18 protein-coding genes are annotated in these 21,894 nt (G+C 43.3%); 9 read left to right on the top strand and 9 right to left on the bottom strand.

The features are described 5' to 3' along the window. Positions 1-10 precede the first annotated feature (10 nt). The 5 genes from JMX91_RS00675 to JMX91_RS00655 form a co-directional block, all read right to left on the bottom strand. On the bottom strand, positions 11-862 hold the full coding sequence (locus tag JMX91_RS00675) for an SDR family oxidoreductase (RefSeq protein ID WP_227679192.1): 852 nt from the start codon (positions 860-862) through the stop codon (positions 11-13). A gap of 75 nt (positions 863-937) precedes the next feature. After that, entirely contained in the window at positions 938-1,936 is a 999-nt protein-coding gene (locus tag JMX91_RS00670) for a TauD/TfdA family dioxygenase (RefSeq protein ID WP_227679191.1), read from the bottom strand. 136 nt (positions 1,937-2,072) lie between these two features. Next, positions 2,073-3,686, bottom strand: a complete 1,614-nt coding sequence (locus JMX91_RS00665; RefSeq protein ID WP_201547220.1) for an AMP-binding protein — start codon at positions 3,684-3,686, stop codon at positions 2,073-2,075. Positions 3,687-3,742: 56 nt separating this feature from the next. Beyond that, positions 3,743-4,594 (bottom strand): thermostable hemolysin, encoded by an 852-nt coding sequence (locus JMX91_RS00660; protein ID WP_201547219.1) that lies wholly within the window; start codon positions 4,592-4,594, stop codon positions 3,743-3,745. A gap of 436 nt (positions 4,595-5,030) precedes the next feature. Continuing rightward, a complete protein-coding gene (locus JMX91_RS00655; protein ID WP_201547218.1) occupies positions 5,031-6,047 on the bottom strand; it encodes a bile acid:sodium symporter family protein in 1,017 nt (338 codons plus the stop codon). Between the two features lie 175 nt (positions 6,048-6,222). Between JMX91_RS00655 and JMX91_RS00650 the strand changes: the two genes are divergently transcribed. Together JMX91_RS00650 and JMX91_RS00645 are read left to right on the top strand one after the other, a co-directional pair. Further along, positions 6,223-7,788 (top strand): phosphatase PAP2 family protein, encoded by a 1,566-nt coding sequence (locus tag JMX91_RS00650; protein ID WP_201547217.1) that lies wholly within the window; start codon positions 6,223-6,225, stop codon positions 7,786-7,788. A gap of 104 nt (positions 7,789-7,892) precedes the next feature. Continuing rightward, positions 7,893-8,540: a glutathione S-transferase gene (locus tag JMX91_RS00645; RefSeq protein ID WP_201547215.1), complete on the top strand. Its 648-nt coding sequence runs from the start codon at positions 7,893-7,895 to the stop codon at positions 8,538-8,540. Positions 8,541-8,587: 47 nt separating this feature from the next. Here JMX91_RS00645 and JMX91_RS00640 read toward each other — a convergent pair whose 3' ends face one another. The 4 genes from JMX91_RS00640 to JMX91_RS00625 form a co-directional block, all read right to left on the bottom strand. Next, entirely contained in the window at positions 8,588-8,887 is a 300-nt protein-coding gene (locus JMX91_RS00640) for a hypothetical protein (RefSeq protein ID WP_201547213.1), read from the bottom strand. Between the two features lie 627 nt (positions 8,888-9,514). Further along, positions 9,515-10,360, bottom strand: coding sequence for an IclR family transcriptional regulator (locus tag JMX91_RS00635; RefSeq protein WP_101204500.1), 846 nt, complete (start codon positions 10,358-10,360; stop codon positions 9,515-9,517). Between the two features lie 220 nt (positions 10,361-10,580). Beyond that, on the bottom strand, positions 10,581-11,846 hold the full coding sequence (locus tag JMX91_RS00630; RefSeq protein ID WP_201547212.1) for an MFS transporter: 1,266 nt from the start codon (positions 11,844-11,846) through the stop codon (positions 10,581-10,583). A gap of 128 nt (positions 11,847-11,974) precedes the next feature. Then, positions 11,975-13,129, bottom strand: a complete 1,155-nt coding sequence (locus tag JMX91_RS00625) for an acyl-CoA dehydrogenase family protein (RefSeq protein WP_101204502.1) — start codon at positions 13,127-13,129, stop codon at positions 11,975-11,977. A gap of 329 nt (positions 13,130-13,458) precedes the next feature. Between JMX91_RS00625 and JMX91_RS00620 the strand changes: the two genes are divergently transcribed. The 7 genes from JMX91_RS00620 (at position 13,459) to JMX91_RS00590 (ending at position 21,881) form a co-directional block, all read left to right on the top strand. Next, positions 13,459-14,235 carry an enoyl-CoA hydratase gene (locus JMX91_RS00620; protein WP_201547210.1) on the top strand — a complete coding sequence of 259 codons (777 nt, stop codon included), beginning with the start codon at positions 13,459-13,461 and terminating at the stop codon, positions 14,233-14,235. A gap of 131 nt (positions 14,236-14,366) precedes the next feature. Continuing rightward, complete coding sequence (locus tag JMX91_RS00615; protein WP_201547208.1) at positions 14,367-15,932, top strand: 3-hydroxyacyl-CoA dehydrogenase; 1,566 nt, start codon at positions 14,367-14,369, stop codon at positions 15,930-15,932. A gap of 72 nt (positions 15,933-16,004) precedes the next feature. Then, entirely contained in the window at positions 16,005-17,207 is a 1,203-nt protein-coding gene (locus tag JMX91_RS00610; RefSeq protein ID WP_201547205.1) for a 3-oxoadipyl-CoA thiolase, read from the top strand. A 169-nt stretch (positions 17,208-17,376) separates the two neighbouring features. After that, positions 17,377-19,065: a fatty acid--CoA ligase gene (locus JMX91_RS00605; protein WP_201547203.1), complete on the top strand. Its 1,689-nt coding sequence runs from the start codon at positions 17,377-17,379 to the stop codon at positions 19,063-19,065. Between the two features lie 167 nt (positions 19,066-19,232). Beyond that, the gene (locus JMX91_RS00600; protein ID WP_201547201.1) at positions 19,233-19,712 is read left to right on the top strand and encodes an acyl-CoA thioesterase; all 480 of its coding nucleotides are present in this window, start codon (positions 19,233-19,235) and stop codon (positions 19,710-19,712) included. 164 nt (positions 19,713-19,876) lie between these two features. Further along, positions 19,877-20,911: a hypothetical protein gene (locus tag JMX91_RS00595; protein ID WP_227679189.1), complete on the top strand. Its 1,035-nt coding sequence runs from the start codon at positions 19,877-19,879 to the stop codon at positions 20,909-20,911. Between the two features lie 142 nt (positions 20,912-21,053). Then, complete coding sequence (locus JMX91_RS00590) at positions 21,054-21,881, top strand: hypothetical protein (protein ID WP_201547199.1); 828 nt, start codon at positions 21,054-21,056, stop codon at positions 21,879-21,881. Positions 21,882-21,894: the final 13 nt, after the last annotated feature.

Genomic DNA, 21,894 nt, shown 5'->3' with positions numbered 1-21,894 from the left:
TAACTAATTATCATGATTTTCTAGCATACTGTTTGATGGTAGGTAGGTCTTTGACAATGGCGTTGCCAACGATGTTGGGAAACAATCGATTGAGCCATGCAAAAAAACGCTCGGGAAACCCCAAATGCTGCTGCGCTTGATTGGTTGATATAAAGTGAATCAATGCTTTTGCGACTGTCTCAGGTGAGTCCATTTTTACTTTCAATGCCTCATTCATAGCGACGACGGCATCGTTATTCATGGTGGTTTTGGTGGCTCTAGGTGCAAAATAGCGAAACCTCACTGAGGTGTCGGCATACTCGCGGCCCAACGCTTCACTTGCGCCGCGTAAGGCAAACTTGCTCGCACTATATGCACTAAAACCTGGATAGCCAATACTGCCAAAGGTTGAGCCAACGCTGATGATTTGGCTTGGGCTATGCTGCGCTATCAAGATAGGTAGCAGTCTTTTTATGAGCTGTAGTGGATATGCCACATTGACGAGCATCATCTGTTCGATCGTGTCATCACTTTGATCCGTGAGTAATGCAAAGTCATTGATACCGGCGTTGAGTATGACCGTATCAATGACGTTGCCATGAGCTTGTGTCATCTCACTCAGCCCCTCTACCAGTAGCGACTGCGATGTCTGCGAGCTTAAGTCACAAGTATGAGACAGAAGCGGGACATTAGGATAGTCTTTGGTCAACTCGTCTACCAACTGCGTCAAGGTCTGGTTGTTACGCCCGACCAAAATAACAGGTCGATTATTGGCGCATAATTGCCGTGCGACCTCTTGCCCGATACCACCCGTGGCGCCGATGAGCATGGTGTAATTGAGGGTAGCCTGTGTTAGGTCTGATTGACCATTAGGTGGTGTCATGATATTGCATCCTTGTCAGACAGTTATTATTAAAGCATGGATTACTAAAGCACGAATTATTGCGATAGGCGCTGTTTAATCGTTTGAGTGATTCATGCCGTGTCTAATGCCAAGACCCATGGCAATATACAATTTACGCTCTGTTAAAGGTACGTCAATTTGTCGACGACCATGCATGATGCGTTTGTTGTCGAGTATCACCACATCGCCATTTTGCCAAGCAATGTCTTGAGTGTATTTCTCACAAATCTGTGTCAGCTCATCTATGAGCGCATCATCAACGTGTTGACCATTGGCTAGGATGAACTCAGGTTTTTCATAATTAAATGATGGCCCAAGTAAGGTATTGGCAAAGGCCAATTGCCCGCTTAAGTTATCCTCTCGAATGGCAGGTATCTGTAATACATACCGAACGCCGCCATCTATCTGAGGCTCTACGTGATGCGTTAATGTATCGCTCGTCGTCGCAGTGATAAATTTCTCTAAATCATCCAAGCTTATTTGATCGGCGTCTGCTCTGCCGGTCGCAGTAGCCACGTAATTTTGCCAAATGGCTTGAGGCAAATAGCGACTGATACGCATCGGCTGACTAAAGGTAGCCTTTAGCTCAGGTGATAGCGCTTGATACACCGCATGTCCATCACATATCGTTGTCTGTGAGCCTTTTTTGGCGCTCAATTCACTAAAAAAAGCAATAACGTCAGGCGGCATCGGCGTATTGCCATTTTCGATATGCAGACCAATAGCATGCGTGCCTGCATCCACTTTTTGCGCCTCAGAAGTGACGTTTTGGCGGGCAGGGTCGTATGTCAAGGTTTGACAGAGCCGGCTCATCAACTGGCTAAACGTCTCGATATCGTAGTGATAACCCCGAAGTAACGTCCAACCATGGGTTTTTAAGTCCGTTAAAATATCAGCGGTTTTAGGCAGAGATACGCTGGCAGACGCGTGGGAGGTTGGTGCCTCAAAAGTGTCAAGTTCGCGAATGTCACTTTTTATCAAGTTGCTTTGTATCAAGTTGCTTTGTATCAAGTCGCTTGCTATCAAATCATTTGTCATCAGAGTGGTTTGCATAATATTGTCCTATAATGATAAGTGGTAAAAATTTATGCGGGCTAACGGCTACCTTTGGTCTATTTGGCTTTGCTCTATCTAGATATTATTAATAACTTAATAACAGAGTCCGTTGTGGTAATAGTGAAAGTGTCCGCTATAAGCCGAGTACCGATTGATAAGCGGTAAAAATGTGTGCTCGTCGCAGCTTACCGTTATCGGTTAATAATTCATTGTCAGTGCTAAAAGGGTGCTCGGCGAGATGCCACTGTTTGATACGCGCATAGTCAGGCAAGGTTTGGTTGACGACATATACCGCTTGGGCAATCGCAGATTGTGGGTCAATGCTCGTTGCGATCATGTTGGGGTTGGCGACTATCACCGCAGACAAATGAGGCTCACCATCTCCGAGTACCGCCACCTGATAAATAATGGGCTGCGTTGAAAGCTGCGCTTCTACCCATTCAGGCGAGATATTGCGGCCAAAACTACTGATGAGCACGTTTTTGCGTCGACCCGTGATGTATAAATAGCCATCGTCATCTAAATGACCGATATCCCCTGTGGCAATGATGCCATTATCATCCTTACTATCGTCATGGTTTAGGTAGCCTTGCATCGCATTGCCTTTAACCATCACTTCGCCACTGTCTGCGATGCTGACTGATGCATGAGGCATTGGTTTGCCGACACTGCCTGTGCGATTGGCTTTTGGCGTATTGAGACTGACCACCGAGCCGCATTCAGACAAACCATAGCCTTCATAGACAGGCAAGCTTAGGGCGCTGGCCTCTTGTAATAATTGAGGAGAGACTTTGCCGCCGCCGACTGCCATAAACTTTAATGATGGCAAAGCAGCATTGGCGCTGGATTTAATTGTTCCATTGGCTGCCATGTGCTCGCAAATGGCTTTTAGCATTTGCGGTAATAAAATAACGCTGGCGATAGCGTGTGCTTGTACGGTTGTGATCAGGCGTTTGGTATTAAATACTTGATTGGATAACAAACCAAATTGATCAATATGCCCTGTCATTAAGGTGCGCCCCATATATAGGCTCACGTAGACGCCTGCCACGTTTTCTAATAAAGTGGCAAAAGGCAACACGCTCAAATGACTAAAATTGCTTGTACTATCACTGGCTTCTGGCGCGTTAGTAGCATCATCTGTCAAGGTGTCAGCAAGTGCACCCGATAACGACTCGACAATACGCATCAAGGTATCTTGACCCAAACACACGCCTTTTGGCATACCCGTACTGCCTGAGGTATAAGTCACTTTACAAAAGTCACTGGCAGTAGAGGAGAGGGTATGGTCAATAATAGTGTCAGTAAGTTGATAAAAACTGCCTGTGATGTGAGTCGCTTGCTCAGGCTTGATGACGTTTGTCTCTGGTGTATCAGTGGCCACCCAGTTATCCATATTATCTATGATTGGCAGTGTCAAACCCGACCCAATATATACTGTTTCTATCTGCGCATCTTGTAGTAAGTGCGCAATTTGCGTGGCACTAAAGAATAAAGGGATTGGCACAACGACCGCGCCGACGGTGCTCAATGCCAAATCGAGTATGACCCAATCTATATCATTATGCGCATATAAGGCGACACGCTTGCCTTGCCATGTTTCTAATGTTTCATGGAGCGCTGACAACGTGTGTTGCAGCTGGCCATAAGTCAGACTGATCGTTTTGTCATTGTCTATTGTCTGTATTGCCACCTTCATTGATGACTGGCGGGCATGCTGACATATCGCGGTATAAATGGGTGTCATATTATTCTCACTGTCTTGTGGTGGTGCAGTGTTATTGGTAGGCTAATGAATGCGTACTAAACGGCTATCTTATTTAGCGTCAAACGCGTGGTAGCATTCATCTCTAACGTTTCGGTATAGCGATAGTGCGGGGCGCATACCCGCTTAGCATCGGCCACATTGATAGCAACTACTAAAGGATTGTGCTGATAGTAATGACCCCATGAGGATACTTGCTCAGGGTCTTCTAGCGCTTCTGCAGTGGCCTTGGCAATGACATGACTGCGAATACCCATATGTGCCAATATATGCCTTACCGCATCGGTGCCAGTACACACAACCCAGTCTGCTTTGGTTTGGTATTCATGAGTCGTAGGATTCAGGGTAGGGGTAGATAAATAAAACACCAAAAATGCTATCATAAGCCGCGCGCTACCAGCACAGCCTGATGCCAAATTGCCAATCTCAAAAATGCGCTGACGACTGACTGGCGAGCCTGCCACTCTGCTGATTTCGTTTTGTATTGGCGTGTTCAGATACTGCTCTAAAAATATCTTGTCTTCACAGATAGGCTTTATACCGATAGCAACGCTCGTGCCTTTAAATGTAGGCAACGCATTGTCATCAGTAGATAACCAATCGCCATAGGATGGCATATCGGCAAAACCTGAAAACAAAATGGGCATAAAATAGCTTAATCGGGCGTGATGGATATACTCATAGATACGTTTGATGAACGCTTGGGCATCTTGATTTTGAGCGTATGAAGTAGGCGATGTTGCTACTGGCGTTTGCGTGCTGGCACGAATGTAAAGGGATGAGGGTATTCCTTGCGCCGCCAATATGGACATTGGCTTAACCGCTTCAATATAAAAGGTCGTACTTAGAACATTCTGTAAGGTATGAGTGCTATCAATAGATAATGACATCAGCTGTCTCCAAATGGTTAAAAGCTTTTAGCACGATTAACATCATGAAAGCATCATAAAGGAGTAACCTTAACTGAACCTTAAGATAGTATCGTCTTTAACAGGCGATATAGTTAGTTAGCAGTCGATATAGTTAGAAATGGGCAGCTAGCCCAGTATTTAACCTCTAACATTAATATGCAGTAATCACGGACATGATTAGCCCTAAAGCCAATCGCCTTTATTAAGTTGGGGTATAAGATGGGTCAGTGGTTTGAGAGCGTTGAGACGTAGTAGTTATTGAGATGGTAGGTTGGCAGTAATTGCTTGATGAGAATTTTTATCTTAGGCCAATGCTCTGATAAGGCCACCCATGATTGGAACGGTCTTTATATATAGACCTATGCTAGACAAATTATCTAACATAGCGGCTTAAGTTTATTATCTTATGTCAAAATCAACTATTCTTGACTGGTTTGCCAAACTCTACGATCTCATTAGTATCACTAAGAGTAGGAGATTTTGCCTCTTTACGTTTATCCCACCAAGCAAATACGTTTGCTAATATAGAGCCAGAAACAGAGTGCCAAATGCAAGCAACGGCGGCAGCGATGGCGGACTCTGCATTGCCAGGGAAAAACTTAGTGCTTAAGCCCGTGGCCAACCCTGCATTTTGTACGCCAACCTCGATAGATATGGTGCGCTTTTTGGGTTTGCTCATACCAAATAAGGCACCTGAGTAGTAACCCAATATATAGCCGACGATATTGTGTACCGCAATGGCTAAAATAACAACTAGCCCTGACTGCAAGAACTGATCGCCAAATACAGCGGCAACACCACCGACGATAGCGGCAAAGGCTAATACAGCTACGCCTGGCATCACCGCACGTACATCATTAAACCAGTGCTTGTTTTGAAATAGTATGTTTAACATAGAGCCGATAGCGACTGGCAACAATGTCACTAATAGCATAAAGCGGAACATACCCCAGCCATCCATCTCTACAGATTGACCAACCAAATAATTGAGCCAAAGCGGCGTCACTAACGGTGCAATGATGGTCGATACGGTGGTCATACCTACCGAAAATGCCACATCACCTTTTGCAAGGTAGCTCATAATATTTGAAGACACACCACCAGGACAAGTACCAACCAATACTAGACCCAGTGTTAACCCAGGCGATAAATCAAACAATCTGGCCACGCTAATCGCTAAAATCGGCATAATAGTATATTGGATAATTGAACCGATAAAAATATCAAGCGGGCGCTGGGCCAACACCTTATAGTCTTCTTTACCTAGTGTCATACCCATTGCGAGCATAATGACACCCAGAACGATGACTTGGGCATCACCTGTCACCCAAGAAAAAGTCGCAGGCTCTATAAATGTCACTGCGGCCGCTAAAATAATAACCAATGCTGTAAAACGACTTAACTGCTGACTTATCATCCCTAAGAACTGCATGTTTCAACCCTTCTAAGTCCGGAAAATAGTCAAGTATAAATTTAAAATCACTGTGTTTCCAATAGGTATTAATGGTTTTTAGCCAACAATAAGTTGCTATTATAATAACTTTAGATGTATTTATATTTTTGAAGTTTTTTCTAGATGTTTATTCAATAGTTAAACGAGGTACTAGGTGCTACTAAATCTATCAACACGTTTTAGACACCTAGGTCTTGCGTTAGCGATATTTTATCTACTCTACAACTTGACGACTGTTTATAGTGTCTCCCTGTATAAACTTTATCCATCGAAAGTTCATAATCTAACCACGCCGTTTGATAGCGTTATTCCTTTCATTCCAGCTATGATTGTTCCTTATAGCTGGTCGTTGGTTTTATTTGTAGTGAGCTTTTTTTTAGTACGTACGTCTATACAGTTATCTTTGTTGACCTATCGCCTAATTTTGGCGACCATTTTTGCCTGTTTGATTTTCTATTTTTATCCCGCTCGTTTCTCATTCAGTCGTTCGATTCCTGACGATTGGATGCAGTTTGGTTACCAGTTTTTGCAGTTGGTGGACAAGCCATTTAATCAGCTACCATCGTTGCATGTCAGTTATGCCATCTTGCTTGGCGTGTCGTTGTGGGATGTTGTAGAGTCCAAAAAACGATGGATTTTAATGCTTTATAGATTATTACTGGTGAGCATATGTACATCGATTGCTTTTTCAACGGTGTTGACGTATCAACATCATTTGTTAGATATGTTCGGCGGGGTAGTGTTGGCGGCATTGGTGCTCATACTCTCAAATCGAATCCGCAATGCACTGGTGATTAAGCATCTGACACTGGGGGTGATAGGGTTTTTGTTGATAGCGATAGCAGGATTTTACCTTGCTAATATGAGTATGATAGCGTCTGAAGTTGTAGAAAACTTAGCCATTATTATTGCTTCATATTGGTTAATCAGCTTTACGATGTTGGCTTGTGCTTATCAGCAAGCTAGACCTATGCGAGATACATGCTGGTTTCAAAAATCCAGTAACGGACGACTGACCTTACATACTTGGATTAAGTTTGCGCCAATCATTATTATTTACAATGGCATGTCACTTTTAGGGCATTGGTATTTTAAAGTTTTCTCCAAAAGTCAAAAGTATTCACTCACGCCATATGCTATTAATGACAAGGTCAAAGTTGTTGCTTCACCTCGATTGACACAAACAGGTACCAATACCCATTTAAAGAATTGGGTATGCTCGCCAGAAAAAAATAAGCCTTTAGTTCATTATCAGATAATCGTTGTTGATTTGGCTGCTGAGATATCTAGCCATACCCATAATCTTGAAATAGCTGCTAACGGCATTATGAATACGGCAGTTCATTATTTGTATTTACCTTTGTTGGATTTGCAGCCATTAAGTGACGTATTGCTCCAAGACTACATTGATCTATTTCAACAAATTGAAGCGTTGATACAATCGGCAGAGACACAAGCGATAACCGCTAATAATGAGAGCTGGGTAGAGGGTAGTCAGGTAAAGGATAGCCTCATCACGCTTATCAATTTCCATTGCGTGATGGGGTTATCACGTAGCATCGGCGTTCAGGTTTTATATTTATTATATTGTGGTACGCTAACTGTCTATAACTATCAGTCGTGGATTGAGCAGCACTATCCGCACGCGCATATTAAAGATGCTTATTTGCCACAGTCATTGGTAGAAACTATGGCCAACTATAAGTCTGGCACCTATTAAACAGCGCCTTAATAACTATCGATGTCAGTAGGTTTGCGTCTGCTAATTCTTCTTTGTTTGCTTTTTACCTATTGCTTAATTCCTATTCAACTATGGAGGAATCTATGAATACCTCGTTGCCTCGCTTGTACTCTTTTCGTCGCTGTCCTTATGCTATGCGCGCTCGTCTCGGTCTAATATTCGCCGAGTTACCAGTAGAGCTACGAGAAATTACGTTAAAGAATAAGCCAGATCAGATGCTAGCGATTAGTCCGAAAGGCACGGTGCCTGTTTTACAGTTAGCGGATGGGACCGTCATTGAAGAGAGTGCAGAGATCATGATGTGGGCGCTTGAGCAAAACGATCCTCAGAGACTACTGGATAAAAAGGTTTCATCTGAGGCTAATGCACTGATTGCACAAAACGACAATGAGTTTAAGCAGTGGCTCGATCGCTACAAATATGCCGATCGTCACCCTGAGATGACTCAAATAGAATATCGACAAAAAGGTGAGGTTTTTCTGCAGGATTTAGAAGCGTTATTGACTAAGAATACGTATCTACTAGGCAATAGCGTGACGGCTGCTGATATCGGTATCATGCCGTTTGTTCGCCAGTTTGCCCATGTAGATCGTGATGTCTTTTATGAATTGCCTTATCCTAAGCTACAGCTGTGGCTACAACATTGGTTGGAAAACCCGTTATTTGTACAAGCCATGACTAAGTTTCAGCCATGGCAGGAAGACGATGAGGTAGTGGTGTTCCCTGTTTAATATAGCGGGTTCTATATCAGCTGTATACGGTATAAGTCTTGCTTGATCTATTTTGATTTAACAACGACCACTTTTTGTGCTGGATGTTTGTCTTTAACAACGATTACTTTTTTGGCTTTAGGTTTTGCTTTCGCTACGACAACTTGCTTGGCCTTAGGTTTAGCTTTAACCACGACTACTTGTTTCGCTTTGGGCTTTGCTTTAACGACGACAGCTTGTTTTGTCTGATGTTTGTCTTTGACCACGACAACTTGTTGGGCAGCATTTGCTGGACCGATCATAGCAAAGCAAGTAGATACGGCCAATAGTGAGCTAATAGCGATTTTTTTCATGTGGAAGTTTTTCATAGTAAGGTCCTTTTAGGCTGATTATAAGTAAGCGTGTTTATTTAATGGGTAAAGGTATCTGAATTGAACGTCGCTTTATTGAATAAGTAGATAATAGCGAGTTATAGCGTTACGTACTTTTATGAAAGTTAAAGAAAGGTGACTTTTTCTAGCAGATACTGAACCATTAATACAATCTTAAGAGCTTTTTGCTAAGGGTCGGAAGACTAGCAACACTCTAGAGACGATACTTACTCAACTTCATCTGAAGTCGTAGTTATGTAGCTATAAAATGAGAGGTATGGTAGTTTTTGCGTGGACTTGAAAGGGTTTAAGCGACTAGGAGTGATGAGACATAAAAAGGGGCGACTTATTTTGAATAGCTGACAATCAGCGTATAAGCAACCTTTTTAAAGCAGTTTGTATAAGTGTGCTCTCAGCAGTGGTATGCATCTTACGAAGATGATCTCCTGTAATAAATAAGGAGTGAGCATCTTAATGCTTACTCCTTATCAAACAAGATTTGTGCTGCAATATGCATTTGACTGGTTTAGTTCGGAGGCTCTGATAATGTAGCATTAAATTTACTGAGCATTATCGAAAGATTTAATGCAACTTTAACTCTACCTTTTTAGTCGTTCAAAAAAACTAGCTAATATACAAATTACTCTCGATCATATTTTTCATATGTAGTAGACGAGGGGCAATATCTTCTTCTAGTTTGGTACGACTAAGGATAAAACTTGGTGCGCCGCAGTTAAACGTAAGCAGACCTTCCGTCGGGTGCATCAGCGCAATGGCTACCGCATTGACATCTTTTTGCCATTCACTAATTGAAAAACAATAACCATAGTCTTCATAGTCTTGAAAGGCTTTGTCTAGCCCTCGTCTGATCTTTAACCAATCATCTTTATACTTACTACGAATTGCATTAAGGATAAACTCTTGCTCAGCAGGTGGCATACTTGCCAAGCAAGCTCTCCCCATCGAACTTAAATGAATAGGTAGATAAGAGCCGACATTGCGCTGCATAGTCGTCGTCCCTTGGCCTTGCACAACGTTTAGATACACCATCATTAGTCGATCACGAGTAGCCATGGCAACGGCACTATTGGCATAGTCTGCTAGCTCTTCCATATAAGGAGTCGCAAGGTTATTGATAGAGATATTAGTCATCATCGTATAACCAAAGCTTAGTACCCCTGTCGAAAGCTGGTACTTACTACTATTGGTCGATTGTTTTAAATATCCCAATTTGACCAAAGTATAGGTCAGGCGAGTAATGGTGCCTTTAGGAAGTCCTGTCAGCTGACTTAGATCTTGGTTGCCTAGATAAGGCCGCTGCGGGGTAAAACAACGCAGCAACTCTAACCCTCGAGCCAACGCGGTGACAAACTGTCTGTCGTTTTTATCTCTCATCTCTGCAATGGGTTCTAACAGTTCAATATGCATCTCATTGTTAGCGTCTTCATCGGTAAGGGTATCATTAGTCATATGTCGTCTATTATCCCCAATCAAATTCATACAAGCGTTATAAAATCACAAAACTTTATTATTCATAGCATTCTGTGAGCTAATATCAGCTCACAGTTACCCACTGTCTCTTTAATTGTATTATATCAATTTACTTTCATATTCTCAGCATAGCATAACGAGAAACTATTGTTTCGCTATGCGGTATGAACGGTAGCGTTATACGTTATAAGAGGTATGGTTAGGCTTGTTGTGGATCGTACTGCTTTTCTTTAATGAACAAAGTAGGGATAAGACCACATAAGAAGTATGCACCTGCCATAAGTAATAAACCTGCGCCGATAGAGTTATGCATGGCCATATAACCAATGGCAACAGGAGCAATCACAGAGCCAAGCCGTCCAATATTAAATGCACCACCGATAGCAGTACCTCGGATAGCAGTAGGGAAACTTTCGGTTAGATATGTGGCATTAATGGCATAGGGGATACCATATAAGAAACCAAAGGTGATCATTAACCAACCGATATTTTCTGGAGTATGCATATACACTAGAATGGGGATAAATAATGCGGTGCCCATCGTACCAAAGGCAAATACTATCTTACGTCCGATTTTATCAGCCATGAATCCAGCCACGACTTTGGCAAACATCATAGTCAGGTACGTTCCCGCCATATACAGTGCCATTTCTTTGAACTTGATACCCAATTCAGTTTCTAGATAAGAAGGTAGCCAGTTACTGACACCAAAATAGCCAAATAACAAAAGTCCTGAACTCATTGACCATAGGATAAACATGATACGGTGTTTCGGATTTTCCATTATCGCTTTGTATGGGTTCTCTGCTTTTTTGAGTGTGTCTAGTGCGCCGCTCAGTTTTAATGCTCGAGCGTCTTTCCAAGACTGGGGTTCAGGGACTAAAAAGTACATTGATACTGCCAAAAGTATCGGCAAAAACGTCAGTAGATATAGTGTGCGCCAACCATAGCTAGGGATAATCCAAGCGGATACACTGGTGATAACCAATGAGCCTAAAGTAAATCCAGTCATTAATGCAGCAAGGACGGTGGTTCGATGTTTGGTAGGTACCATCTCTGACATAAGCGTATTGGTAGCGATATAAAGACTACCAAGCCCCAAGCAGGCAATAACCCGTAGCGTGACAAACTGCTCATAGCTCTGCACCAATCCACTAAAACCAGACAATATAGAGAACATGCCAGTAGCCAGGACGATGACACGTACTCGGCCAAAGCGGTCGCAAGCCCAACCACCAAAGAACCCACCGATTGCCATTCCAAATAAGGACCAACTGCCTAGAGCGCCAGCTTGTACATTGGTCAGTGCAAACTCTAGTTTTAGGCTGGATAAGGTAAAGGCAAGAATACCGATATCAGCCCCATCACATAATAAAACTAAGAAACAAAAAACAAAGGCCAGTTTCCAAGGTTGTTTTTGGGTGGAGCTTATACTTGGATCTGCAGTTATAGCGACACTTTTCACAATTTATATCCTTAACGTTGTGAGAATGAAAAACTAATTTGATGCGTAATGTTAAAAATAGAGGAGAACGGTATCAGCATCCTAGCAAATACCGCCGTGCATTTTGGTGGATGAAAAAGTGGTAGGGATTACTCGCTGGCCTCTTTAATCATATTGCGGGCAATGATGACTTGCTGAATTTGTGTGGTACCTTCATACAAACGATATAGACGTACATCACGATAAAAACGTTCAATACCATAGTCTGCGATATAACCGGCACCGCCATGGATTTGTACCGCTCTATCAGCAACACGGCCACACATCTCAGTGGCAAACATTTTGGCGCATGAGGATTCGGTAACGACGTCTTTGCCTTCGTCACGCAGACGTGCAGCGTCTAATACCATGGATTTGGCGGCATAGATTTCTGCTTTTGAGTCAGCGAGCATACCTTGGATAAGCTGAAAACTGGCAATCGGTTGACCAAATTGCTTACGCTCGACAGCATAGTTGAGTGCATCATTCAGCATGCGAGTGGCGGCTCCAGTACTGGCTGCTGCAATATGCAAGCGCCCTTTATCAAGCACTTTCATGGCCGTTTTAAAGCCAACACCTTCAACACCGCCGATGAGCGCATCCGCCGGTACGACGCAATTATCAAAGATCACATCACAGGTATGCGCGCCTTTTTGACCCATTTTTTTGTCAATTTTGCCCAAAGTAATACCAGGCGTGTCACTCTCCACAATAAATGCTGAAATACCGCCAGAGCGTTTGTTTTGTGGATCAGTACGTGCCATGACAGTGAATACACCAGCCTGCGGGGCATTGGTGATATAACGTTTGGTGCCATTAATGATATAAGTATCACCATCCTTAATAGCGGTCGTTTTCAATGAGGCGGCATCTGATCCTGACTCCGGTTCGGTCAAACAGAATGAACCGATGATTTCCCCACTGGCCAACCGAGGTAGATACTTCTGTTTTTGTGCTTCAGTGCCATCAATCACTAGGCCAGATGAGCCAATACCATTATTTGTCCCTATTAATGAGCGAAACGCAGGGGAGGTACGTCCTAACTCAAATGCCAGCGTGACTTCTTCTTCCATAGTGACACCAAGTCCGCCGTACTCTTCGGGTATGGTCAGTCCAAAAAGCCCTAATTCTCGCATTTGCTCAATGATCTCTTCTGGAAGGCGGTCATTTTCTGCAACCCAATGTTCCATAGGGATAAGTTGATCGTTAACGAAGTTACGAATGGTTTGGGTGATGTGGTCGAGGGTCTCTTTATCTCTAATCATATGAATCTTCCTTGTTTGATTGATGCCTGATATCAGTATCGGCTCTGTGACTGTATTAAATAATGTGACTTCCTTGGATAAACAGCATAATCGATGAATTATTAAATTACAATAGTTTTGGTTTAAAAAACCGCATTGCGGTATTTATATAATTGAATATAGCTTTTTAATTTACATTTATTCTAATTTATCAAATTTTTATGCTTCACAAACCAAAATAAACAGTATATATTGATATTAAATACCGCATAGCGATATTTAATATTCAAAATAAATGCTTTGTTAGGGTATTTATACTTTATGCAAGAATGATGTTTAAGGAGTCGATCATGGAAGAGCCACTCATTATTTGTGAGAAAAAAGGAGAAGGCGTGAGTGTCATTAGACTTAATCGCCCCAAAGTGCGCAATGCACTAAACAGCGAGCTACGTCAACAAATGGCAGATCTGTTCATTCAATTAAATGATGACCCACAAACCAAAGCGATCGTCCTTACTGGTGGTGACAAGGTGTTTGCCGCTGGTGCGGATATCAATGATTTCTTGACTACAAGTACAGTGGATATGTACCTGCGTCATAGTGAGCGCTATTGGGCTGCCATTACTAACTGCCAAAAACCTATTATTGCTGCCGTCAATGGTTACGCTTTGGGCGGTGGCTGTGAGCTAGCGATGCATGCTGACATCATCATCGCAGGCAAGTCTGCCAAATTTGGTCAACCCGAAATCAAGATAGGACTCATGCCAGGTGCTGGCGGAACGCAGCGTTTGTTTCGCGCGATTGGCAAACATAAGGCCATGAAAATGGTACTAACGGGCGATATGATCAGCGCTGATGAGGCGGACACAATGGGGCTAGTATCTGAAGTCGTTGAAGATGAGGCTACTATTACACGCGCCATTGAGATTGCTGAGCAGCTATCACATTACTCTCCCATCGCCTTAGCGCAAATCAAAGAAGTGGCAAATCTAGGTGTTGATATGCCTTTAGAAGGTGCATTGGCTCTAGAGCGCAAGGCTTTCCAGATTTTGTTCAATACTCACGACCAAAAAGAAGGTGCTAAAGCCTTCCTAGAAAAGCGTCCTGCAGAATATAAAGGGCATTAATCCCTAGCCGCGTTAATTCCTAAGCACGTGAATTCATAAGCACGTTAATTCAAAGCCACATTGTGATCGCTTTTGAAGCAAGTTATCACCTTTGAACCAAAATTTCATAGCAAACTATGTAGAGAGTTATTATGACTGTGAACACAATTGCCATTATAGGCACTGGTATTATGGGCATGGGTATTGCTCAAATTGCTGCTCAAGCTGGTATCCAAGTACTGTTATATGACGCCAAATTAGGCGCTGCTGAACAAGGACGACAATCCTTGCAAAGTACCCTCGAAAAACTTACTGCTAAAGGCAAGTTTACCGATGAGCAGCTACAGGATATTTTAAGTAATTTGACGGTGCTACAAGAGCTTAGCCAAATTGCGACTGCTGAGATAGTAGTTGAAGCCATTATCGAAAATCTAGACATCAAAAAACAGCTTTTTGCCCAGTTAGAAGGTGTGGTCACCGCCGATACTATTTTGGCAACCAATACCTCCTCCTTATCAGTGACCGCAATTGCTGCTGACTGTGATTATCCGGAGCGTGTGGCAGGATTTCACTTCTTCAATCCAGTCCCTTTGATGAAAATTGTAGAGGTCATTCCAGGTCTGTCTACTCAGCAATCAGTGGTTGACGTTCTCTCCGATTTGGCCAAACGTATGGGTCATCTAGGTGTGGTAGCAAAAGACACACCGGGGTTTATCGTCAATCATGGCGGTAGAGCATACGGCACAGAAGCGTTAAAAATATTGGGTGAAGGGGTAACAACGTTTGAGAATATTGACCGAATTTTGCGTGAAGGCGCAGGATTTCGCATGGGGCCGTTTGAGCTGTTAGATCTCACTGGTATCGATGTGTCGCACCCCGTGATGGAGTCGATTTACAATCAGTTCTATCACGAAGCGCGCTATCGTCCGCATCCATTGACCCGTCAAATGCTAGTAGGTAAAAAGCTTGGTCGTAAGGTTGGTGCAGGGTTTTATCACTATGAAAACGGTCAGAAGTTGTCAGCAGCTACTGCTCAAGATCAGTCGTTCGAAGCACTCATATCTGATGCCGTTATTACCTCAGTTTGGGTTGGCGCTGATCTGGCAGAAGACAAAAATCAGCTGGTCGATTACCTAAAGTCTCAGGGTATCACTATCGACGACAACGACAAGCCAAACCCTGATAGTTTGGTGCTGCTCGCACCCTATGGCGAAGATACGACTAATGCTGCGATTCGTTATCAGGTCGATCCCAAGCAAGCCGTTGCCATTGATATGCTCACTGGACTAGCAAAGTATCGTACTTTAATGCCAAGTCTCGTCACGCAGGAAACATTTATCGCACAAGCTTATACGTTATTTGGTAAAGGCTTGGATGACAGGGAAGCAACCACACAGCCTATAGTCGGTGCCACGCTGATTGCCGAAAGCATTGGCTTTGTGGCACAGCGTGTGATCGCTATGGTGATCAATCTTGGTTGTGACATTGCTATGCAAGGGATTGCTTCACCTGAGGACATCGATAATGCTGTCAAGCTTGGGCTAGGTTATCCATATGGTCCTATCTCTTGGGGCGATCATCTTGGAGCCTCGCGTGTATTGCTTATTTTAGAGCGTATCTACGGGCTGACAGGTGACCCACGTTACCGTCCAAGCCCTTGGCTGCAGCGCCGTGCAAAGCTTGACATCTCATTGTTTACTCAGCAAATCACTTACTAATTTGAACGACAAAATATGGTTGTCAAACCATAAAACCATTATTCAGAGTTAAAAATACGACAAGGAAACGTTATGTTAGATGCCTATATTTATGATGGATTAAGAAGTCCTTTTGGTCGATATGTTGGCGCATTAGCAACCGTACGTGCTGATGATTTGGTTGCTACCGTGATGAAAGCGTTGGTCGAAAAGCACCAGCTATCTGCTGATATCTTTGATGAAGTGTTGCTAGGCAGTGCCAACCAAGCAGGCGAGGACTCTCGCAATATCGCGCGTAACGCGGCTCTGTTAGCAGGGTTGGATGTAACTACCCCAGGTCAGACAGTCAACCGTCTATGTGCATCAGGTCTGTCTACTGTTGTCGATGCTGCTCGCAGTATTACGTGCAACGAAGGGGATATTATTTTAGCAGGTGGTGTGGAGTCGATGACGCGTGCACCGTTTGTATTTGCCAAGACAGAACAGCCTTTTAGCCGTGACTTCAAAGTATTTGATACGACTATCGGTAGCCGTTTCCCCAACCCGAAGATTATTGAGCAGTTCGGCAGTGATACCATGCCGCAGACGGGCGATAATGTCGCGCAGAAGTATGGTATTACGCGCGAGGAAGCCGACAAGTTTGCAGCCGCATCACAGGCCAAGTACCAAGCTGCCAAGCAAGCAGGGTTTTTTGACGATGAGATAACACCTATCACTGTATCCCAAGGTAAGAAATTGCCTGCAAAAGTAGTCATAGATGATGAGCATCCGCGTGCCAGCTCTAATATTGAAGCACTACAAAAGCTCAAACCGTTAAACAAAGATGGAATCGTCACCGCAGGTAATGCTTCTGGCATCAATGATGGTGCAGCTGCGCTCATCATCGGCTCAAAGCAAGCAGAGGAAAAGCTCGGCTTTAAACCGATTGCCAAGATCCTATCATCAGGTGCAATGGGTGTTGAACCCAATATTATGGGCGTAGGTCCTGTTGAAGCGATTAAGCTGGCACTAAAGCGTGCGGATCTGACCCTTGATGATATGTCTGTTATTGAGATTAATGAAGCATTTGCTTCTCAAGTGCTTGGTTGCCTGAAAGGGTTAGATATTGATTTTGATGATAAGCGTGTCAATCCCAATGGCGGCGCTATCGCTGTCGGACATCCGCTTGGCGCATCAGGTGCAAGAATTGCCTTGAGTACCGCCCGAGAGCTACAGCGCACAGGTGGCAAATATGCCGTGGTCAGCTTGTGTATTGGTATTGGGCAAGGGCTTGCCATGGTGATAGAACGCGTCTAAGACTCAAAAGCAAGCTCGCCCCATTACTGATTATAGTTGATTCAGTTTAGAAGAGAGACAAGGCAACCGAGCGCAGATGTAACTGTGATACTTCAAGTGAGGGTAACGCTGTCACTCTTTTATAGAGGGTTGACTATATTAAGGACAATTTATTATCAAGGAAGATACCATGACAACCATACTCAACGAACACGATAACTACCATCAAGCCGAAGAAGCGTATGGGTTCCCGTTAATTATCAAACAGCTACTAAACCGTGCCAAGATTGCTTCCACCAACCAAACCATTAGCTATGCCGACAAAGTCACTTATACCTATGCTGAGTTTTTTAAACGTATTAATCGCTTGGCCAATGTATTAAAAAATATGGGCTTGCAGGCAGGTGATGTGGTCGCGGTCATGGACTGGGATAGTCATCGTTACCTTGAGGCATACTTTGCAGTACCAATGTCGGGCATGATTTTGCAAACCGTTAATGTCCGTCTGTCTGAAGAAAAAGTACTGTATACCGTCAATCATGCTGCGCCAAAAGCCTTACTGTTGAATGCTGAATTTGCGCCAATGATTAAAGACTATCGTGACGATGCGCCTTCTATTGAGCATGTGATGTGGGCTGATGATGCAGAGGGTGACAAAGTAGGTGGTGAGAAAGCTGAGCTGCCTGACTATGTCGATGGCGAATATGAGGCGCTATTAGCCGCCGCTAGTGATGAGTTTGACTTCCCAGATTTTGATGAAAACACTATTGCTACGACATTCTATACCAGTGGTACGACAGGCGATCCAAAAGGGGTTTTCTTTACTCATCGCCAGATTGTACTACAGACGATGGCAAGTACCTTAGCGTCAGCCCTCAACGCCGAAGGTCAAGGCGCTCGCTATAACGATGTCTATATGCCGATGACGCCTTTATTCCATGTCCATGCATGGTGCTGGCCGTATGGCGCTACCATGATCGGGCTAAAACAAGTATACCCAGGACGGTATCTGGCACCAAAATTGGTCGATTTGATTGAGCAGCACAAGGTCACGCTGTCACATGGTGTCCCAGCAATACTACAGATGCTTCTCAAAGAAATGGCAGAACGCGGTCGCAAATTTGAGAATCTCAAACTGTTACTAGGTGGCTCAAAGCTTAACGAAGGCTTGGCAAAGGCAGCTATCGAGTGCGGTATCGAATTTATGTCAGGGTTTGGTATGTCAGAGTCGTGCCCTGTACTGTCTCGAGCAGTATTCGATGACAAAACAGAGTCAATGACGCTAGAGGATAACCTTAACTATCGTTGTCTGTCAGGTTCACCCATTATGCTAGTTTCGATGGAAATTTGGGATGAAAATGGTAAACCACAACCCATGGATGGCAAATCGACAGGCGAGCTTGTGATACGCGCGCCTTGGCTAACACAAAGTTATTTTAAAAATCCTGACGCAGGTAATGAGTTATGGAAAGGTGGCTGGATGCATACTCAAGATATCGCCTGCATGACCGCTGATGGTACGCTAAGCATCACAGACAGGCTCAAAGATGTCATTAAATCTGGCGGCGAATGGGTATCCTCACTTGAAGTCGAAACCATTTTGTCCTTTCATCCTAGCGTCGCTGATATTGCGGTGATTGGTGTACCAGATGAGCGTTGGGGCGAGCGTCCCTTGGCATTGATCGTGCTAAAACCAGACCATATCGACACAAAAATGGAAGATATTTTGGCGTTGGGTCATCAAGCAGTAGAGAGAGGCCATCTGCCAAAGTATGGCGTACCAAGTGAGATTAGGTTTTTGTCAGATATGCCAAAGACCAGCGTTGGCAAACTCGATAAAAAACGCATGCGTTCGATGTACTCAGAAAATCTCATCTAATCAAACAATCCGGTCACCATCAAATCGACTTTGACAAAAGTGAAAACTTGCATAAACCCTAGTGTTTGACTGAATGCTAGGGATGGGAGAGGTGTGTGAGTCACGAACACCCTGAGTCATATTTATCGTCTATATAACAGAGCCTATCTAATAAAAAGAGAGAAACTATGGAAGCTGCGCCTATGTTCCCAGAAATACAAGAGATTGTCGCAAGCGACGACAATCACCCATTGCATGACTTTACCGTTATCTATCCTCAGCAAGTGGAATGGGGTGATATGGACTCCTTTGGTCATGTCAATAATGTGGTTTATTACGAATATGCTCAAAACGCTCGTATCTACTACAACAGGCGACTTGGTTTATTTAACGAACAAACGTCTTCGGTGATGGCAGCCTCATCATGTCGTTACCTCAAATCGGTTGCCTATCCCGATGAGTTATGGATTGGCGTCAAGGTCAAAAAAATCGGTAATTCAAGTCTGATTCATGAATATACCTATTACAGTACAGTGCAGAAAACAGTCGTTGCGATAGGTGAGTCTATATTGGTCTATCTCGATAAGTTGAGTGGACAAAAAAAACCGATCGATGAGTCGCAAAAAGAAGCCATTGCGGCATTAGAGAATATTAATCAAGAAGCGTAACACCCAATATATCGGTCAAATTCTGATTGGGGTTTTTAATTAGAAAGTACTTATTAAGTAGAAGTTAATTTTCATGTAAAAGGATTATTTATTTTTATGGATTAAAGAAAATGTAATAGCAATTGGATTGATAAGGATATCAACATAAAACAAGGAAGAAATGAATGATGCTTTATATAAAAAGGTTATCTGTAGGTTTTGCTACGGTTGTAACATGCGTATCTGCACAAGCAATCGATCTTGTGACAACAGGTGACACGACTTTGAGTATCGGTGGTTACATCAAAGCAGAAGGTGCTTTTAACTCTCCTGATGAAGGCGAGTCGGAATTTAAGAGTAATTTACGCCAGTCTCGTATCAATGTTAAAACGACCAAATCGGTAGATGATAAAAAACTCACGGGTTTTATTGAAGGTGATTTTTATGGCGATTACGCCAAGGGCGGCTCAAATCTGCGCTTGCGTCATGCGTATGTTCAGGTTGATGATTTGACAGTGGGTAAGACTTGGAATGGTCAGTTTTTGGCAGTGGCGCCTCTGTCTACGGAGCAGCTTGACTTCTGGGGTACTGGTTTGGGCACGGCCTCTGGTGGTGGTTCTTATATTCGTCCAGATTTGACGTTGCACTATACTTATAAAGGGCTGCGTTTTACGGCGCAAGACCCTGTTTATGATAATGCGAGCTTACCTGATATGGTAGTAAGCTACAAAGATAAGATATCTAACTTTGACTATAACGTGGCTGTCACGGCTCGTGATGCTGAGAACGGAGATGGTTCAGATGTGGGTATCGGTGTTTCTTTAGCTGGCAAGCTGACATTGGGTAAAGATTCACTCCATGCGAGTATATACAATGGTAAAGGCATGGGTGCCTATTCTGCCATCTGTGTTGGCGGGCCACTAATTATGAATGGCGGCGTAGACTGTGATGCCGAGGATGGGAAACTTATCTCGCAAACTGGCTATAGCGTAGGATATAAGCATCAATTTACCCAAAAGCTGCGTGGCAACTTGCGTTATGGTGAAGTAAATGTAAACGATGCGGCAGACACTTCTGCTAATGTAAAAAGCGCAAACCTTATCTATGAGTATCTACCAGATCTAGATTTGGGTATTGAGTGGAGAAATCAGGACGTAACGACATTCCCATGGATGCCAGCAGGTCAGCAAATTGAAATAATGGCAAAATATGATTTTTGAGTTGAATAAGTAAGAGGTCGGAGGTCGCAGACTTTTATTAAGATAAGGCTTTATCCTTGCATAATAGGGGTAAAGCTTTGTCTATAAAAATCGCTAATAATGCTAAAGTAGCAATAAAAAGTTCACATTAACTAAGGTTGCTATGTCTAATATAGAGTCCAATACAGAAAAACCAATATTCAAACAGAGTATCGCGCTGTCAAAGAATAGCGAATATATATCTAATGACATAAATACAGCGCAATCTGCTTTCTTAACACTACCAGTCGTTATACAGACTGCACTAGAGCAAGCTAAACGAGTTGTTCTAATTGCAAATAATCCTGCTGTAACCACGACGCAGCTTGAGATGTTGTTACAGCCCGATGATGTCTTAGTGTTATTTAATCACTTTATTCACGCTGATTTTTTTGCTAGCCATCAGCTAGCTAGTTTACTGCCTAAGCTGTTGTTTTTTCGTCAGATTGGTGACAGTAAACTGCATTTTGGCCTACCGCCTAGAAGCAATCATATATCAGTGGTGGAGCAAATGGCAGAGACCGCGCCATTAGGGATATTGACGAGCAACCAGCCTTATCAGTTTCCAACATTAGCGGATGACCCAAGTCCTAATGACGATCCTGTCACTACTCATCGCATCTTAGATATTCCTTCGAGCATGAAAAAACTATTATCAAGCCCTACCTACCACAGTGTGCTATCAGAGCATCATAAAGTTGTTGCTGACTACCCATACTTTACCGATATTCATTCGTCAGCGCCCTCGTCAGGTTTTCTATTATATCGGCTGATGCTTGAAGCTCGAGCATACTTACACCATATTCAAAACACGAAACTACCGTTAGAGATAGTAATGATCGGTTTCAATGACAATGATAAAACTGCTCATTTTTGGCATGGGCATAACTGGGATTTTGAACGTCAGGAAATGAGTCGACCACCTACAGGAGTGACTATTCATTGGTACTAAAATATTGATTAAC

The organism is Psychrobacter sp. Pi2-1 (genome assembly GCF_904846645.1).
GTDB lineage: Bacteria > Pseudomonadota > Gammaproteobacteria > Pseudomonadales > Moraxellaceae > Psychrobacter.
This window is presented reverse-complemented; position numbering and strand designations above follow the sequence as displayed.

Coding starts and splice junctions, on each gene's coding strand:
- JMX91_RS00605 (WP_201547203.1), top strand. CDS start 17,377: ATGACAACCATACTCAACGAACACGATAACTACCATCAAGCCGAAGAA.
- JMX91_RS00620 (WP_201547210.1), top strand. CDS start 13,459: ATGGAAGAGCCACTCATTATTTGTGAGAAAAAAGGAGAAGGCGTGAGT.
- JMX91_RS00670 (WP_227679191.1), bottom strand. CDS start 1,936: ATGCAAACCACTCTGATGACAAATGATTTGATAGCAAGCGACTTGATA.
- JMX91_RS00665 (WP_201547220.1), bottom strand. CDS start 3,686: ATGACACCCATTTATACCGCGATATGTCAGCATGCCCGCCAGTCATCA.
- JMX91_RS00625 (WP_101204502.1), bottom strand. CDS start 13,129: ATGATTAGAGATAAAGAGACCCTCGACCACATCACCCAAACCATTCGT.
- JMX91_RS00590 (WP_201547199.1), top strand. CDS start 21,054: ATGTCTAATATAGAGTCCAATACAGAAAAACCAATATTCAAACAGAGT.
- JMX91_RS00660 (WP_201547219.1), bottom strand. CDS start 4,594: ATGTCATTATCTATTGATAGCACTCATACCTTACAGAATGTTCTAAGT.
- JMX91_RS00615 (WP_201547208.1), top strand. CDS start 14,367: ATGACTGTGAACACAATTGCCATTATAGGCACTGGTATTATGGGCATG.
- JMX91_RS00635 (WP_101204500.1), bottom strand. CDS start 10,360: ATGACTAATGATACCCTTACCGATGAAGACGCTAACAATGAGATGCAT.
- JMX91_RS00655 (WP_201547218.1), bottom strand. CDS start 6,047: ATGCAGTTCTTAGGGATGATAAGTCAGCAGTTAAGTCGTTTTACAGCA.
- JMX91_RS00595 (WP_227679189.1), top strand. CDS start 19,877: ATGATGCTTTATATAAAAAGGTTATCTGTAGGTTTTGCTACGGTTGTA.
- JMX91_RS00640 (WP_201547213.1), bottom strand. CDS start 8,887: ATGAAAAACTTCCACATGAAAAAAATCGCTATTAGCTCACTATTGGCC.
- JMX91_RS00675 (WP_227679192.1), bottom strand. CDS start 862: ATGACACCACCTAATGGTCAATCAGACCTAACACAGGCTACCCTCAAT.
- JMX91_RS00645 (WP_201547215.1), top strand. CDS start 7,893: ATGAATACCTCGTTGCCTCGCTTGTACTCTTTTCGTCGCTGTCCTTAT.
- JMX91_RS00600 (WP_201547201.1), top strand. CDS start 19,233: ATGGAAGCTGCGCCTATGTTCCCAGAAATACAAGAGATTGTCGCAAGC.
- JMX91_RS00610 (WP_201547205.1), top strand. CDS start 16,005: ATGTTAGATGCCTATATTTATGATGGATTAAGAAGTCCTTTTGGTCGA.